Below are 13,817 nucleotides of genomic sequence, written 5' to 3'. Positions count from 1 at the left end.
GATGATCACGGCCAACGCCAACGAGCAAGCCGTGGAGGGTTTCTGATGTACAGGCAGGACCACGTTGAGGCCGAGCTGGGCGTGGCCGTCGCCGACGCCTGGCGGCGCATCGACGGCTATCTGGGCGAGCACTTCCCTGCTGTGCTCGCCGGGTTGGGCGGCCCGGCGAGTCCGGCGGAGATCGCGACCGCGGAGGCGGCCCTCAGGTTCGCGCTGCCCGCGGACTTCACCGCCTCTCTCGCCGTCCACCGCAGCGTCCAGGTGGACGGGGCGCTGAACTCCTACGTCCGCCACGGCGACATCGATGAACTGGTGAAGTGGCGCGACGAGATGGTGCAGGAGTACGCCAGCGGCTCGGACCATCCGGACGACGAGATCCGACGCGACCAGGAGTGGCGCCGCGGCTGGATCCCACTCGACACCGAGGGCGACGGCTCGACCGTCATCCTCGACCTGGACCCGGGGCCGGACGGTGCGTCGGGCCAGCTCATCTACGCCGACCAGGGCAGCGTGAACCGGGTCCTCCAGCGGAGCTGGCTGAGTGTCCTGCTCGACTTCGCAGAGCAGTTGGAGGCCGACCGCTACAGCTACGACCCGTCCGGGCCCTGGTTGGAGGAACGATCATCCAACTGCTAGTGTGCACTCGACCGTGACACCACCTCAGGAGGTGAGACCCATGAATGCTGTACCGAAGTGGGTGCTCCCCCTGCCGTCACGGCTCGGCGACTGACGTAGGCGTCGCCGGGAGCGCCTCGACCATCAGGCACTCCCGAAGGGCAACACCCCATGTACTCACTGAAGTTCACTTCCGAATCCACGTTCAACGGCATGGTCGAGCGCGACTTCACCGTGGGCGAGGTCCCCGGCGTCCTCTGGTCGCCTGCCTCCGGCGCGGCCGACCGTGCGCCGCTGGTCCTGATGGGACACGGCGGCGGCAACCACAAGAAGCATCCGGCGATGTCGGGCCGGGCACAGCTGCTGGTCAACGGCTGCGGCTTCCACGTCGCCGTCCTCGACGCGCCCGGCCACGGCGACCGGCCGCGTACGGCGCACGACGAGGCCGAGGTCGCCGACCTGTTCCGGGCCAGGGCGGCGGGCGAGCCGGAGGGCCCGATCGTGGTCCGCTACAACGCCCACCTGGCGGAGCTCGCCGTGCCCGAGTACCGAGCGACCCTGGACGCCCTCCAGGAGCTCCCGGAGATTGGCGCGGACGGGCCGGTCGGCTACTTCGGCATCAACATGGGGACGGCGATCGGCATCCCGTTCGTGGCTTCCGAGCCGCGCATCACCGCCGCGGTCTTCGGGCAGCACTGGCCCGACGTCCTGGCCGAGCACGCCGCCAGGATCACCGTCCCGGTCGAGTTCGCCATGCAGTGGGACGACGAGCACATCACCCGCGAGGAGGCGCTGGCGCTCTTCGACGCCTTCGCCTCCAAGGAGAAGTCCCTGCACGCCAACTCCGGCCGCCACAAGGAGCTTCCCCGCTTCGAGGCCGACAGCGCCGCCCGGTTCCTCGCCAGGCACCTGGGCGGCGCCGCGTCCTAGCGCAATGTCCTAGGGCAACGTCCTAGCGGCGCAGGCCGATGCGCCGGGCCACGGTGCGCACGGTGAAACCGAGGGCGACCAGGCCCGCGCCGAGGGGGAGCGCCGGCAGCGACGTGGATCCGGTGTCGGCCAGTGCGGGGCGCACCCGGACGCAGACCTCGGTCAGGTGGGTCCGGCTACTGGTGTCGACGTGGCTGTAGCGGTAGCAGTCGGTGCCGACGAAGCCCTCGTCGGGCTTGTAGACCAGGGTGTTCCCGCCCGTCACGCGCAGCCTGCCGTGGCGCGGCGGGTCCACCACGCGGATGTGGGGGTCCTTGCTGCGGCCGGGGCCGGGCGGGACGACCAGTTCCTCCTTGACGCCCGGTTCAGTGACCTCGATCAGGGGATCCGGGTCCGTGATCACCGGGCTGTCGTGGGCGACGGTCCACAGCTGGTAGATCGGGATGCCGGTCTGCACGCTGAAGACCAGGGTCAGCCTGGTGATCGGGACGGTCGGCTGGAACCAGCCGGACGCTCCGCTGGTGTCCCCGCCGCGGCCGACCAGGGTGGCCCTGCCCGAGTTCCAGACCGGCTTGTCCGTGAACGGGCCGGAGCCCGTGCAGGTGGAGGGCTTGGGCGTGTTGACGCAGTAGTTGAACGCACCCTTCCAGCCCAACTGCCCGGTGGTCAGTGCCTTGCCGTCGGCGCCCCGCGCGGAGACCTTGATGGTGTCGGCGTCCACGTCCCCGAGGACGAAGGCCCACTTGTTCGCCGGGGTGGGGTGATCGAACGTCAGGGTGGTGGTCGACGGCTTCCCGCCGGCGGCTGTGCGCAGGTTGACGTAGGGGTGGCCCTGGGAGCTCCCGTAGCGGGCGCCGACCGGGGTGCTGCTGCCCAGGAAGGCCGAGTTCCCGGACCGCACGGTGGCGGTGGTGCTGGTGGTGCGTGCCGAGCCGCGGGGAAGCCCTCCGCCGCGATGTGCATGGTGCCGGACTGCCCCTGCAGATCCCACGTACCCCAGTCGCCCCCGGACGCGGCCGATGCTGATGAGGCCGTCCAGGGCAGGACACCCACAACGACGGTCGCCACGAGCCCTGCCCGGGCCCGTGAGACATACGACGGCAGCGAACCGCGCACTCCGCTCTCCTGACGTGATCTTGATCCAATGGGGTCTCAGCGTCACCCCCGCATCCATGCCGACCTGCGCATTACTCCGCCGGTGGCGTGTCGCCCGGCGCCCCCAGCCCCCGGAGAGGCCCGGAGAATTGTCGCCGCCCCGTGCAACCTCCCGCTCCGCTGCGGAGTTAGTAGCGGTCGAACTCCAACCCCACGACCAGACAGGAGGCGCGATGACGGGACACGAGCCCGACGGCGACTTCATCGCGTACATCACAGGGCGGATGCTCTGGCTGCGCCGGGTCGCCTTCCTGCTCTGCCAGGACTGGCACCAGGCAGACGACCTCGCCCAGACCGCGATCACCAAGCTGTACGCGCGCTGGCCCAAGGTGCGTAGCACCGAGCGGCTGGACGGCTACCTGCGCACCATCCTGGTGAACACCTACCTGAGCGAGCGCCGGACGCCCTGGTGGCGCCGGGTGACGCTGCACCAGCAGCTGATCGACCACGCGGCGTTCGACACCGACATCGCCGCCAGCGTGGACCTGCGCGAGGCGCTGGCCTCGCTGCCGCCCCGGCAGCGCGCCGCGATCGTGCTGCGCTACTACTGCGACCTCAGCGTCGAGCAGACGGCGCACGAGCTGGACTGCTCACCCGGCACCGTCAAGAGCCAGACCTCGCGCGGCCTGGAATCCCTGCGCCAGGCCCTGGAAACCACGCCCGCCGGCTGACCCCCCAACCCCTCAACCCCTCACGAAGGGAACGAACACCATGTCCTCCCAGATCGACGACCTCACCGCGAAGCTCGACGCGCTGGCCCTGGAAGACCCCCCGGAAAGCCGCATCGACCTCGCCCGTGCCTGCCACGACGGCATCCGCAGCCGCCGCCGGCGGCGCAGCCTCGGCGTACTGGCAGGAGCCGCGGGGGTGGGCACCGCTGCGGCGCTGACCGCCGCGCTGCTGCCGGGGCTGTCCCACCCCGCGGCCCTCACGGATCCCGCGGCAGGCTCGGCCGGAGCCAATCCCGCGGCCTCCGCTGCCGCAGGCGCCCCTGCCACCTTCAGGTCGACCGTGCCCGCCGCCTTCGGCTGGCTGCCGGCCAACGCCAAGCAGGTCAACGCCGGCTACGACGGCAGCGGGGCGAACTACGCCGCGAGCACCAAGAGCGACGGCGGCGCCAGCATCTACCTCACCTTCTACGACGTCACCGCGCCTCCGCAGGCCGGCAAGGCGGTGAACCCGACGAGTGGACCGTCCAGCGACCGGTCCAAGGCGTCGGCCGCTGCCGGAGGAGCGGGCACCCCGACGCTTTACGAGGTCACCGCCCCGGACGTCAACGGGCACCGGGCCTACTGGCTCACCGCGACCAAGGGCGATCCGACCAACGGCGGCGACGCGACCCTGGTCTGGCAGGACGCCGGGGGCAAGTGGCTCAGTGTGGAGGGCTCCGGCCTGGGCGGCGACCCGGTCCAGGCCACCCTCGAACACATCGCCGGCACCGTCAGGGTCGGCACGACCGACCTCGCCCTGCCGGTCCGGATCAAGGGGATGCCCAACGGGACCGTGGTCCAGCAGGCGGCCTTGGGCACCTCCGCGCACGGTGCCGGCGCCCTGGTGAACCTGACTGTGGACCTGAGCGTCGGCACCCAGGGCAGCATCAACGTCTTCGTCGCGCCGCAGGGCACCGCGCTGGGCCCGTGGAGCTGGGGCAGCAGCGCCTGCAAGACCGCCAACGACCTGCGCGTCTGCGTCGTCACCACCGGTCCGATTGGCTCGCTCACCGCCCAGTCGGTGCTGGACGACACCACGTCACTCGGCACCAACCCGTCCGGCTGGAGCCCCGACCTCCTCGCCGGCTGAACAACGCGGAACCCCCCGGGCTCCCGGCCCGGGGGGTTCCGCACATCGTCGTGCCGATGGTCACAGCTGCCGGAGCCGGGCGTTGCTCCACAGGCACTTCGCCCAGGTCCCCAGGCCCACCACCACGGACACGACAGCAGTGGTGACCGGGGCCGTGGCCCCCAGCAGCGCGCACAGCGCCCAGACGACCCCTGCTGCTGCGACGATGCCCAGGGCGACCGCCAGGCTCCAGGGCGTGATCCTGCTGGCCAGCGGCAGGCGCACCCCTGTGGCCTGCGTGCGCATGCGTAGGACCAGGACCAGCACCAGGGTGGAGACGAGCGGGGGCAGCGGCATCCAGCGGGGGTGGGTGAGCGCGGTGCCGAGGACCGCGGTGTCGACCGCCAGCAGGACGGCGACGAGCGGGCCGTACCACACGGGGGTGGGCAGGCGCTGTGGTTCGGCGCTGTTGTCGATGTACGTGGCCATGGGGTGTGCGCAGCCTTCCGGTACCAGCCAGATGATCTCCATGCAGCTTGCCATACGCCCTCCCACCAGGAAAGGGCCGAGAAGGCGCAGCAGCGATGGTTGCAAGAGCGATGGTTGTAAGGTGGACCGTTATCCGGTCAGGCAGCGTGCTGGTGGGCGCCGGTGCCTGGTCCGACGTACGGACCGCATCGCGCACGCCTCCGGGGGAGAGGGGTGTCGGGAGATGCGGCAGGCGGGGGTCCTGGACGTGGGGTGCCACAGCGCCCTGTTGACCGTGGTGCAGCGGCGCAAGAGCGGGGCGATCGAGCCGGTGCTCTCGCACAAGGTGCGGCTGAGGCTGCATCAGGCCCTGGGCCCGGACGGGCGGTTGCGCGGCAGCGCGGTGCGGAGCGTGGAGCAGGCCGTGGGCGAGGCGGTGGACGCGGACCCGCGGGTGCTGCTGCCCGAGGTGTTCGCCTTCGCCACCTCGGTCATCCGTGACGCGCCCAACCGGGACGAGGTCATCGCCCGGGTCGCCCGGACCACCGGGGTACGGCTGCTGGTGCTGCCCGGCGAGGAGGAGGCCCGACTGGCCTATGTGGCCGCCCGGCACTGGGCGGGCCCCGAGGCCGGCCCGCTGCTGGTCCTGGACATCGGCGGCGGCACCGTAGAGCTGGCCTGGGGCGACGCGGACCGGCCCGGCGGCGTGCTGTCGCTGCCGCTGGGCGCGCGCCGGGTCACCCGCGAGCTGCTGCCCGGCAGCACCCCCGCCTCCGAACGGCGGCTGGACCGGGTGCGGCAGCAGCTGCGCCGGGCCCTGGCGGCGGCCCCCGGGCTGCCGCAGGCCGAACCGGGCGTCCGGGTGCTGGCCTCCTCCAAGACCTTCACCCAACTCGCCCGGCTCGCCGCCGTCAGGGGCGTGTCGCAGCGCCGGAAGCCGCGCAGCGCCGACGAGTTGACGCTGCGTGACCTCCGCGCGGTCATCCCGCTGCTGGCCGCCGTGAGCGGGCCGCTCCGCGGCGTACTGCCGGGCATCGCCCCGCACCGGGCCGAGCAGTCGCTGGCCGGAGCCCTGGTCGCCGAGACCCTGATGGAGGCATGCGGAGCCGACACCGTGACCATCTGCCCCTGGTCCACCCGTGAGGGACTGCTGCTGGAACACCTCGGGATGACGGCGGCCGGGGCATGAGTGGTCCGCTGCGAGCGCGGCAGCTCAGGTCCGCCGGCTGAAGTCCTGTTCCTGGTAGGGGATTTCCTCGCACACATGCCCCGCGCGGTCCCGGGCCACCAGGACGGCGGTGACCGGGCCGCGCTCGGGGAGCTGGTCGAGGTCGGCCCCCGCGACCAGGAACGTCCCGCCGGCGATGCGGGCCGCCAGGTCGGGCCTGCCGTCGCGGTGCAGCGTCACCGAGGCGACCTCGGCGTCGTCGACCAGGCCCAGGACGGCGACGGTGCCGCCGGCCCCGTCGACGAAGCCGTAGTACATCCGGGTGAAGGAGATGCTCCTGCCGACCACGGCGAAGTCCCGGACCGGGCCCGGTTGCGGGGTGAAGTCGAAGACGAAGGGATCCTCGGCGTCCTCCTCAGGTCCACCGGTCCGCTGCCAGGCCAGCAGCCTGCCGTAGCGGGCGAGCCGCAGCTGCTCGGTCGGCGTGAGGTCGGCCCGGACGCCGGGCCGCCACTGCTCCGGATCGACGATCGGGGGCGCATCGGCCGCGGCGAGGACCGCGGTCAGATCCGGGACGGAGTCAGCGCCGGCGGCCGGGACGGCCTCAAGGGCCGGTGCGGGCCGGTCCACGACGGCGGCCGAGAGCGGTGGCAGGGCCGTCAGCGGTACGACCTCGCCGCGCGCACTGCCGTTGGTCCGCAGGACCAGACCCGCCGGTCCGACCTGGAAGGCGTTGGGCGCGACGAAGACGCCGCCGGCCACCAGCGCCCAGCCCAGCGGGCGACGGTCCGCGACCGGTTCCACCATCAGACCGGTGACATCCGGTCCGACGACCCCCGCGAGCGTGCCGAAGGCACTGCGGAAGCAGACCGCCACCGCCCTGCCCGACGGTGCGTCAGCAAGCGGCAGGGACAGGGTGATTCGCTTGGGGGTGAGTTCGGTGAACAAGACCCCGGCCGGGGAGTCGAAGGCGATCACCTTGACGCCGTTGTGGTGCACGGTGAGCAGCGGCTGCCACCGCGCCGGTTCGGGGTGCGCCGGGGTCGCGGCCGCGGCGCAGCGGCGCAGGTCCGAGGCGTCGGCCCAGCCGGTCCGCAGCCGGAAGAAGTCCTCCACCGTGCGCATACCGCTGCGGGGCCGGTCGGCGGACGGTTCGGGGTGAGCGGCGAGATGCTCACGCAGACGCGGCCAGCTCGGGAAGCCGTAGAGCCGGGCGATCACCAACTGGGCGGCGTCGAGGGTGAATCCGGCCGGATCCTCGGCCCTTCCGGGCGCATGCCGGGCGACCAGCGCCAGTGCGGTGGGGGACTGGGCCCGAACCGCCCGCTGCAGGTCCTTCGCCCGTTTCTTGAGCTGCTGCGGACTGGGACGCTCGGGCAGGGGCAGGGTTCGCGGTGCCGTCGACACAGGGGGCCTCCTTCGGTGAACCGGTGGTCCGCCACGCCGGCCGAAGGACGGTAGGGCACGCTGGCACGCTCGCGTGAACCAGGTGGGCTCTGCCCTTCCCGCGGACCCGGAGGCGCCCTGAACGCCTGCCCGATCACTGTACGGCATCGAGCCCGGGCCTGTCGGCGACCCGTCGGCGACCCGCCGGCGGCGGGCTGGGGGATATCCCCCAGCCCAGGATGGACGCTGCCCGGCTGCCTGCGGCCAGGGCCCGTCCGTAGCGTTGTCGACGAGGCGGAAGACGCCCTCCGGAGCGGTCGGCAGTGGCCCGACCATCCGTCAAATCGCTTACTCACACGAGGAGTTCGACATGTTCAAGATGCGGGCCATGCCCACGATCATCGCCGCGGTTTCCGGCGGAGCCCTGCTGGTGGGGGGATGCGCGGCAGCGGCCGCGGCCCCGGCGACCCCGGCTGCCAAGGCGACCCCGGCCGCCCAGGCGGCCAGGACGACCCCGGCCCCGGCGGCGTCCCACGGCGGCGCGGTGCACCTGATCGACTACAGCGTCGACAGCGACGGCCCCAAGTCCTCGGTCCTGCTGACCGGGGCGATCGGCGACTACGGGCAGGCGGTGACCGTCCACCCGGACGGCACGGTCGACCCGGACCACACCAGCCAGATGCAACTGGGGCTCCGCCACGGCTCGTTCCGGCTGGACATCGCCCAGCTGGACAAGAAGATCATCAAGGCCTACGACCCCTGGCCGCACAACGCGGCCACCTGCTCGGGCAGCATCAGCTTCACCGTGCCGACCCCGGTGGTCCCGGGCTCCGGCACCGGTGTGTACCGGGGGATCAGTGGGACCTTCGACCTGACCGTCACCATCGACGAGGTCGACACCACCGTGCCGGCCTGCGACGGCACCAGCGGCTTCCTCTCCCAGATCATCCTGCTCACCGGCAACGGGCACGTCGCCCTGCACTGACCGGGGCGGAGCGACCGGGAAAGAGATGGACGAGGAGATCCCGCGCAGCGGGTGCGCCGCGCAGCCGGACCCCTACCCTGGGGAGGTGCTGCTGAGGGGGAACTCATGGGTGCGGCGCCATCCCTGGCGGGCCGACACCGCACTGGCGCTGCTGCTGTTCGCGCTGAGCCTCGACGAGGTGCCGCGCGGACCGGCCGGCACCGCCCTGGCGCTGATCTGCGTCAACGCCCTGATCGCCGCCACCGTGATCCCGCGCCGGCGGTTCCCGGTGGCGGCGTTCGCGACGGCGGCGGCGTTCGGGGCCCTGCAGATCACCCTGGGCCAGCAGCCCGGCAGTATCCCCCCGGTCCCGGCCCTGCAGCCCAGCATGACCGATCTGGCGATCCCGGTCCTGCTCTACACCCTGGCCGCGCACCGGCCGCGACGGATCTCGGTGGCCGGGCTGACGGTCTGTCTGATCGGTGCCGCGGTGGCGGTGTCCCAGTGGGCGCCGGCGCACCGGGCGTACCCGGGGATCCCGCTGCTGGCCGCAGCCGTCGCACTGGGCGGCTCGGCGCTGGTCGCCTGGGTGCTGGGGGACTCGGTGGCCTACCGGCACCGTCGGATCCAGTACGCCTCACTGCAGGAGCGCGCCGCTCGGTTGGAGGCCGAGCGCGACGCCCAGGCCCGGATCGCCGCCGCCGCCGAGCGGGCCCGGGAACTGCAGGAGAAGCGCGCCAGGGTGGTCGACGAGTCGGCGGCCCGGCTGCGCCGGATCGAGCGCGACCTGCACGACGGCGCCCAGGTCCGGCTCACCGCACTGGCCATGTCCCTCGGCGAGATCAAGGAGAACCTGGAGCAGGACCTGGACGGCGAGCACACCCTGGCGCTGCTCGGCGCGGCGCACCGCAACGCCAAGGAGACCCTGGCCGAGCTGCGCGACCTGGCCCGGGGCATCCACCCGGCGGTACTGGACCGGGGCCTGGCCGCGGCACTGTCGCTGCTGGCCGAGACCAGCCCGATCCCGGTCGACCTGACCGTCGGCGCCGGAGTCGGCCTCGGTGTCGGCGCCGGCGAGCGGCCCTCGCCGGCGATCGAGGCCATCGCCTACTTCTGCGCGGCCGAGCTGGTCGCCAACGCGGCCAAGCACAGCGGCGCGGCCCGGATCACCATCGATGTGCACGAGCAGGAGGGCAGGCTGCTGATGACGGTGACTGACGACGGGAACGGAGGCGCCCGGCCGGACCCCGCGCGCGGCAGCGGACTGGCCGGGCTGCGGGAGCGGGTGCAGAGCGTGGACGGCCGCCTCGACGTCACCAGCCCGCCCGGCGGCCCCACCGCCGTCGCCGTCGAACTGCCCAGGCACGCCTGATGGATGGCCGACTGCGGGTGGTGATAGCCGAGGACGCCGCGATCATGCGGGAGGGACTCACCCAGACCCTGACCCGCCGCGGACTGGACGTGGTCGCCGCGGTCGCGGACGCGCAGGCGCTGCGGCTGGCCGTCGAGGAGCACCGGCCCGACGTCGCCATCATCGACGTGCGGATGCCGCCGAGCCACACCGACGAGGGGATGCGGGCCGCCCGGGAGATCCACCGCGACCTGCCCGGGGTCGCGGTGCTGGTCTTCTCCCAGTACATCGAGACCCGTTCGGCCACCGAGCTGTTCGCGGAGCAGGCCGGCGGGGTCGGCTACCTGCTCAAGGACCGGGTCGCCGACGTCGGCGAGTTCGTCGAGGCCGTCTCCAGGGTGGCGCGCGGCGGCACCGTGCTGGACCCCGAGGTGGTCCGCCACCTGCTCGGGGCCGCCCGCCGCGCCGACGCCCTGTCCACCCTCACCCCGCGCGAGCGGGAGGTGCTGGCCCTGATCGCCCAGGGCCACTCCAACGCCGCCATCGCCGAGCTGCTCACCATCACCCCCGGAGTGGTGGAGAAGCACGTCGCCGCCATCTTCGCCAAGCTGGGCCTGGCCCCCTCCACCGGCGTCAACCGCCGGGTCGTCGCCGCCCTCAGATACCTGGGGTCGTGACCGGCTGGGAGTTGCCTGAAAGAACCCTGAGAAGTCTCACCTTCGGGGTGCAACCCGTGCGGGGTGGCCGACGTCCAATACGACGAACAGATGATCGGTACACGTGCCACTCTGGTAGCAGGAGGATTCCCATGAACACTGCCAAGTCGATCTTCATCCGCCGGGCCGGTTCGGCGGCGGTCGTCGCCGCCCTCGCCGCCGGTGGGCTGGCGGTCGGTGCGGGGTCCGCCTCGGCGAAGTCGGCCATCTCCGTCGGCGTCAGTGCCCGCACCGTCGCGGTCGGTCACATCGTCCGGGTCAGCGCCTCCGGCAGCAGCGACGACTTCGGCGCCACGCCGATACAGCTGTGCATCGACGAGAAGGTCGGCTCGGGCGCCTGGAAGCAGCTCGCCTGTACCAACAAGTACAACCTGGCTCTGAACATTCGCGCCCCGCACCGCGGCGAGCTGCAGTTCCGTTCCCAGCTGATCGCCGTCTTCAACGCCCACCACCGGGTGCTGGACCGCACCTCCGGCACGGACGTGGTCCAGGTGCGATGACCGGCCGGCCCGGTCAGGGCTTGCGCTGCCGGGTGCCGTTCCGGAACGGGGCGATGATCTTCCGGACGGCCTCGGCTGCGCCCCAGTGGTCGTCGTCGTGGGCGATGACGCTGAGCAGTTCGCGCAGGTGCAGCAGCGGCATCCGTTCCTCCCAGCCGTCCTGGAGCGGAGCGGCCTCCCGGTAGACGGCGAAGAAGCGCTCGGCGGCGTCCGGGCGCGGCGAGCACCACAGCATGCTGAGGTCGACCTCGGGCCAGGTGTAGGACACGGCGGGATCGATGAGCACGGGGGCGCCCGCGCCGGTGGCGACGATGTTCTCCGACCACAGGTCGCCGTGGGTCAGGCACGGCGGCTGGGCCGGAACCAGCTCGGGCAGGGCCGCGCAGAGCCGCTCCAGGGCTCGGCGCTCCTCGCGGTCGAAGGCGGCCTCGACCAGCGGTTCCGGGAGCCAGCGCAGGATGCGCCGTTCCGCGAAGAAGCTGTGGCCGTCGGTCGCCCAGGTGTTGTCCTGGCGCAGCCGGCCCAGCCAGCCGTCACGGTGCCAGCCGAACCGGTCGGAGACGGTGGCCAGGTGCAGTGCGGCGACCGTCCGGGCCAGTTGCTCCCAGAACTGCCCGTCATCCCGGCGCGGGCGCATCCGCTCCAGGACCAGCAGGCGCGAGGACGCGCACAGCACCTCCGGTGTGGTGGCGCCGCCGAGGTCGCGCAGTTCGGACAGGCCGACGGACTCGACCGGGAACACGTCCCGGTCGGGTCCGAGCAGGGTCTTGGCGAACAGTTCGGTCCCGTCCTGGAGGGTGACCAGGCCCGCGACCGCGACCACTCCGCCGACGGCCTTCTGCACCTCCCTCGGGGCGTAGCCCGCCTCACGAAGCCGGTCGGCAAGAATCTCCTCAGGTGACATTCGAAGATTCCTAACATGCTTTCACATGGCGCACCAGGGAGCGGTGACGGTCAGTCGGTGATGAGGGTGAACTGCTCCCAGAGGCCGATGGCGGTGCGGTTGGCGATCAGCGGGTTGGCGCCGGCGTTCTCGGCCGTCACGTACTCGTTGTCGGCCAGCGAGAGCAGGCTGACGGTGCCGCCGCTGTTGTGGATCAGCTGGAAGGTCTCGGAGGGGCCGACGGTGGTGCTGCTGGCGATCAGCTGCTGGGTCCCGCCGCTGCCGGTGGTGACGAAGCGGCCGTTGGCGTGGGCGCGGAGGGCGATGTGTCCGCTGCCGGCGTCGACCTCGTCGAACTCCTCCCAGGTGCCGATGGCGGTGCGGTTGGCGATCAGCGCGGAGGCCCCGGCGTTCTCGGCGGTCACGTACAGGTTGTTGACCTGCGAGCGGAAGCTGACCACGGCCAGGGTGGCGCCGCCGGTGCTGGTGGCGACGGGGGGTGTGGGGCGGGTGGCGGTGAGGGCGATCTGGCCCTTGAGCATCCGGCCGCCGTCGCCGGTCAGCCGCAGGTAGTAGTCGGCCGAGCAGGCGGTGCCGTCCTCGTCCAGGGAGAGCAGTCCGGAGCCGGTGGGGGTGGTGGCCTGGGTCTCGGCGGTCTTGGCGATCTGGTTGCCTTCGCCGTACTCGTCGAACATGGAGATGTAGATGCCCTGGGCGCCGACCCGGACCATGTTGTAGAACTGCCGCCACATGAAGTCGCCGTGGGCGCGCTGACGCCCCGACAGGTCGCCGGGCAGGACGCAGGGTTGGTAGTCGATGCCGTTGGCGTTGCAGTCGGCCTGGTCGGGGACGTTGATGTTCTGGTAGACCGAGTCGGAGTCGGCGGCGGTGCCGATGGCGCCGACCATCCAGGGCGAGATCATGTTGAAGGCGTGGTAGGTGCCCAGGTAGCCGGCGCGGGAGCCGCCGACCCCGGTGCGCCACTCGCGCGGTACCCCGCCGATGACGTAGCAGCCCTGGCTCTTGAACCAGTTGATGACGTCCAAGCAGGTGGCGGCGTCCCAGGGGTGGTTGCTGTCGTTGAAGCCGAAGCCCCAGATGCACACCACCGGTTTGCCGTTCTGCATGGCGTAGGCGGACGAGGCGGTGTGGGCCTTCATCTTGTTGGTCCAGTCGGCCTTCATCTCCGACTGCATGTTGGTCCAGCCGGTGGCGTCGTACATGATGTAGAACTTGCGGCCGTAGGTCTCCGCCGAGCTGCGCACCTTGGCCGCCATGGCGTCGCGGGTCGGGCCCTCGCTGCTGTTGGGGTTGAACCGCTGGAGTGCGGCGGTGTCGATGTTGTTCTGCTGCATCCACAGGAAGTGGGTGTCCACGGTCTGCTGGTCGTAGGACGAGAACAGCGTCGCCGGCTGCCCGTTACCGAAGTTGCTGTACGCGGTCTGGTAGGTCTTGGTGTACTCGCGCATGTCCGGCCACGCCTTGATGGCGTTGTTGGTCGGCGAGGGTGACTGGCCCCAGTTCTGGCTCCAGTGCCACCAGCCGTTGATCGGGGCGCCGTCCCCGATGCAGGCGAACCAGCCCTGGTAGCCGACGGTGATCTTCCCGACCACGTCCCCGGCCGGGCTGGCCGCTGGGACGACGGCCGCTTCAGCCGTACGGGACCACTGCGTTCCTACTGCGATGACGGCGCTTCCTGCCAGCGCGGACGCCATGAAGGTCCGACGAGAGACTGCCACAACAACTCCTGGTGGTCTGGGCGTCGCCGCAACCGGGAGACCCCGTGGCGACGGCAGTGCGGGGGAACCGAGGACCTGTCCGACCAGATGGTTCTGCGACCGCGGGGTGTGCGGTGTGGGGGCGTATTGCCGGCCGCCATCGTGGACATATACGTGAACCTGA

At 71.8% G+C, this 13,817-nt stretch carries 14 protein-coding genes; 9 read left to right on the top strand and 5 right to left on the bottom strand.

What is annotated here, in order from left to right:
• Positions 1-45 precede the first annotated feature (45 nt).
• Both ABUW04_RS04400 and ABUW04_RS04395 read left to right on the top strand, forming a co-directional pair.
• A complete protein-coding gene (locus ABUW04_RS04400; protein ID WP_380562868.1) occupies positions 46-636 on the top strand; it encodes an SMI1/KNR4 family protein in 591 nt (196 codons plus the stop codon).
• A gap of 150 nt (positions 637-786) precedes the next feature.
• Positions 787-1,545 carry an alpha/beta hydrolase gene (locus ABUW04_RS04395; RefSeq protein WP_380562866.1) on the top strand — a complete coding sequence of 253 codons (759 nt, stop codon included), beginning with the start codon at positions 787-789 and terminating at the stop codon, positions 1,543-1,545.
• Positions 1,546-1,567: 22 nt separating this feature from the next.
• Here the strand turns inward: ABUW04_RS04395 and ABUW04_RS04390 are convergent, their stop codons facing one another.
• Positions 1,568-2,446: a hypothetical protein gene (locus ABUW04_RS04390; RefSeq protein WP_380562864.1), complete on the bottom strand. Its 879-nt coding sequence runs from the start codon at positions 2,444-2,446 to the stop codon at positions 1,568-1,570.
• 427 nt (positions 2,447-2,873) lie between these two features.
• Here ABUW04_RS04390 and ABUW04_RS04385 point away from each other — a divergent pair, with 427 nt between their 5' ends.
• Together ABUW04_RS04385 and ABUW04_RS04380 are read left to right on the top strand one after the other, a co-directional pair.
• The gene (locus tag ABUW04_RS04385) at positions 2,874-3,371 is read left to right on the top strand and encodes a SigE family RNA polymerase sigma factor (protein ID WP_380562862.1); all 498 of its coding nucleotides are present in this window, start codon (positions 2,874-2,876) and stop codon (positions 3,369-3,371) included.
• Positions 3,372-3,411: 40 nt separating this feature from the next.
• The gene (locus ABUW04_RS04380; RefSeq protein WP_380562860.1) at positions 3,412-4,500 is read left to right on the top strand and encodes a hypothetical protein; all 1,089 of its coding nucleotides are present in this window, start codon (positions 3,412-3,414) and stop codon (positions 4,498-4,500) included.
• Positions 4,501-4,560: 60 nt separating this feature from the next.
• Here the strand turns inward: ABUW04_RS04380 and ABUW04_RS04375 are convergent, their stop codons facing one another.
• Positions 4,561-4,968, bottom strand: a complete 408-nt coding sequence (locus ABUW04_RS04375; protein ID WP_380562858.1) for a hypothetical protein — start codon at positions 4,966-4,968, stop codon at positions 4,561-4,563.
• Positions 4,969-5,191: 223 nt separating this feature from the next.
• Here ABUW04_RS04375 and ABUW04_RS04370 point away from each other — a divergent pair, with 223 nt between their 5' ends.
• Positions 5,192-6,136: a Ppx/GppA phosphatase family protein gene (locus ABUW04_RS04370; RefSeq protein WP_380562856.1), complete on the top strand. Its 945-nt coding sequence runs from the start codon at positions 5,192-5,194 to the stop codon at positions 6,134-6,136.
• A 24-nt stretch (positions 6,137-6,160) separates the two neighbouring features.
• On the opposite strand, the gene ABUW04_RS04365 is transcribed toward ABUW04_RS04370, so the two are convergent.
• The gene (locus tag ABUW04_RS04365) at positions 6,161-7,522 is read right to left on the bottom strand and encodes a hypothetical protein (RefSeq protein ID WP_380562854.1); all 1,362 of its coding nucleotides are present in this window, start codon (positions 7,520-7,522) and stop codon (positions 6,161-6,163) included.
• Between the two features lie 349 nt (positions 7,523-7,871).
• Here ABUW04_RS04365 and ABUW04_RS04360 point away from each other — a divergent pair, with 349 nt between their 5' ends.
• From ABUW04_RS04360 to ABUW04_RS04345, 4 genes are all read left to right on the top strand, one after another.
• Positions 7,872-8,486, top strand: coding sequence for a hypothetical protein (locus tag ABUW04_RS04360; protein ID WP_380562852.1), 615 nt, complete (start codon positions 7,872-7,874; stop codon positions 8,484-8,486).
• 25 nt (positions 8,487-8,511) lie between these two features.
• Positions 8,512-9,837 (top strand): sensor histidine kinase, encoded by a 1,326-nt coding sequence (locus ABUW04_RS04355; protein ID WP_380562850.1) that lies wholly within the window; start codon positions 8,512-8,514, stop codon positions 9,835-9,837.
• Complete coding sequence (locus ABUW04_RS04350) at positions 9,837-10,493, top strand: response regulator transcription factor (protein WP_198037398.1); 657 nt, start codon at positions 9,837-9,839, stop codon at positions 10,491-10,493. The genes ABUW04_RS04355 and ABUW04_RS04350 overlap by 1 nt, the downstream gene beginning before the upstream one ends.
• Positions 10,494-10,624: 131 nt before the next feature.
• Positions 10,625-11,032 (top strand): hypothetical protein, encoded by a 408-nt coding sequence (locus tag ABUW04_RS04345; protein ID WP_030252912.1) that lies wholly within the window; start codon positions 10,625-10,627, stop codon positions 11,030-11,032.
• Positions 11,033-11,045: 13 nt separating this feature from the next.
• Here ABUW04_RS04345 and ABUW04_RS04340 read toward each other — a convergent pair whose 3' ends face one another.
• Both ABUW04_RS04340 and ABUW04_RS04335 read right to left on the bottom strand, forming a co-directional pair.
• Positions 11,046-11,936, bottom strand: a complete 891-nt coding sequence (locus ABUW04_RS04340; RefSeq protein WP_380562848.1) for a fructosamine kinase family protein — start codon at positions 11,934-11,936, stop codon at positions 11,046-11,048.
• Between the two features lie 50 nt (positions 11,937-11,986).
• The gene (locus ABUW04_RS04335; RefSeq protein ID WP_380562846.1) at positions 11,987-13,654 is read right to left on the bottom strand and encodes a xylosidase; all 1,668 of its coding nucleotides are present in this window, start codon (positions 13,652-13,654) and stop codon (positions 11,987-11,989) included.
• Between the last annotated feature and the right edge of the window lie 163 nt (positions 13,655-13,817).

Origin of the sequence: Streptacidiphilus jeojiensis, assembly GCF_042510965.1 — a bacterium.
GTDB classification, from domain to species: Bacteria; Actinomycetota; Actinomycetes; order Streptomycetales; family Streptomycetaceae; genus Streptacidiphilus; species Streptacidiphilus jeojiensis.
Note: the sequence above shows the minus strand (reverse complement) of the source record. Positions and strands in the feature narration are given on the sequence as shown.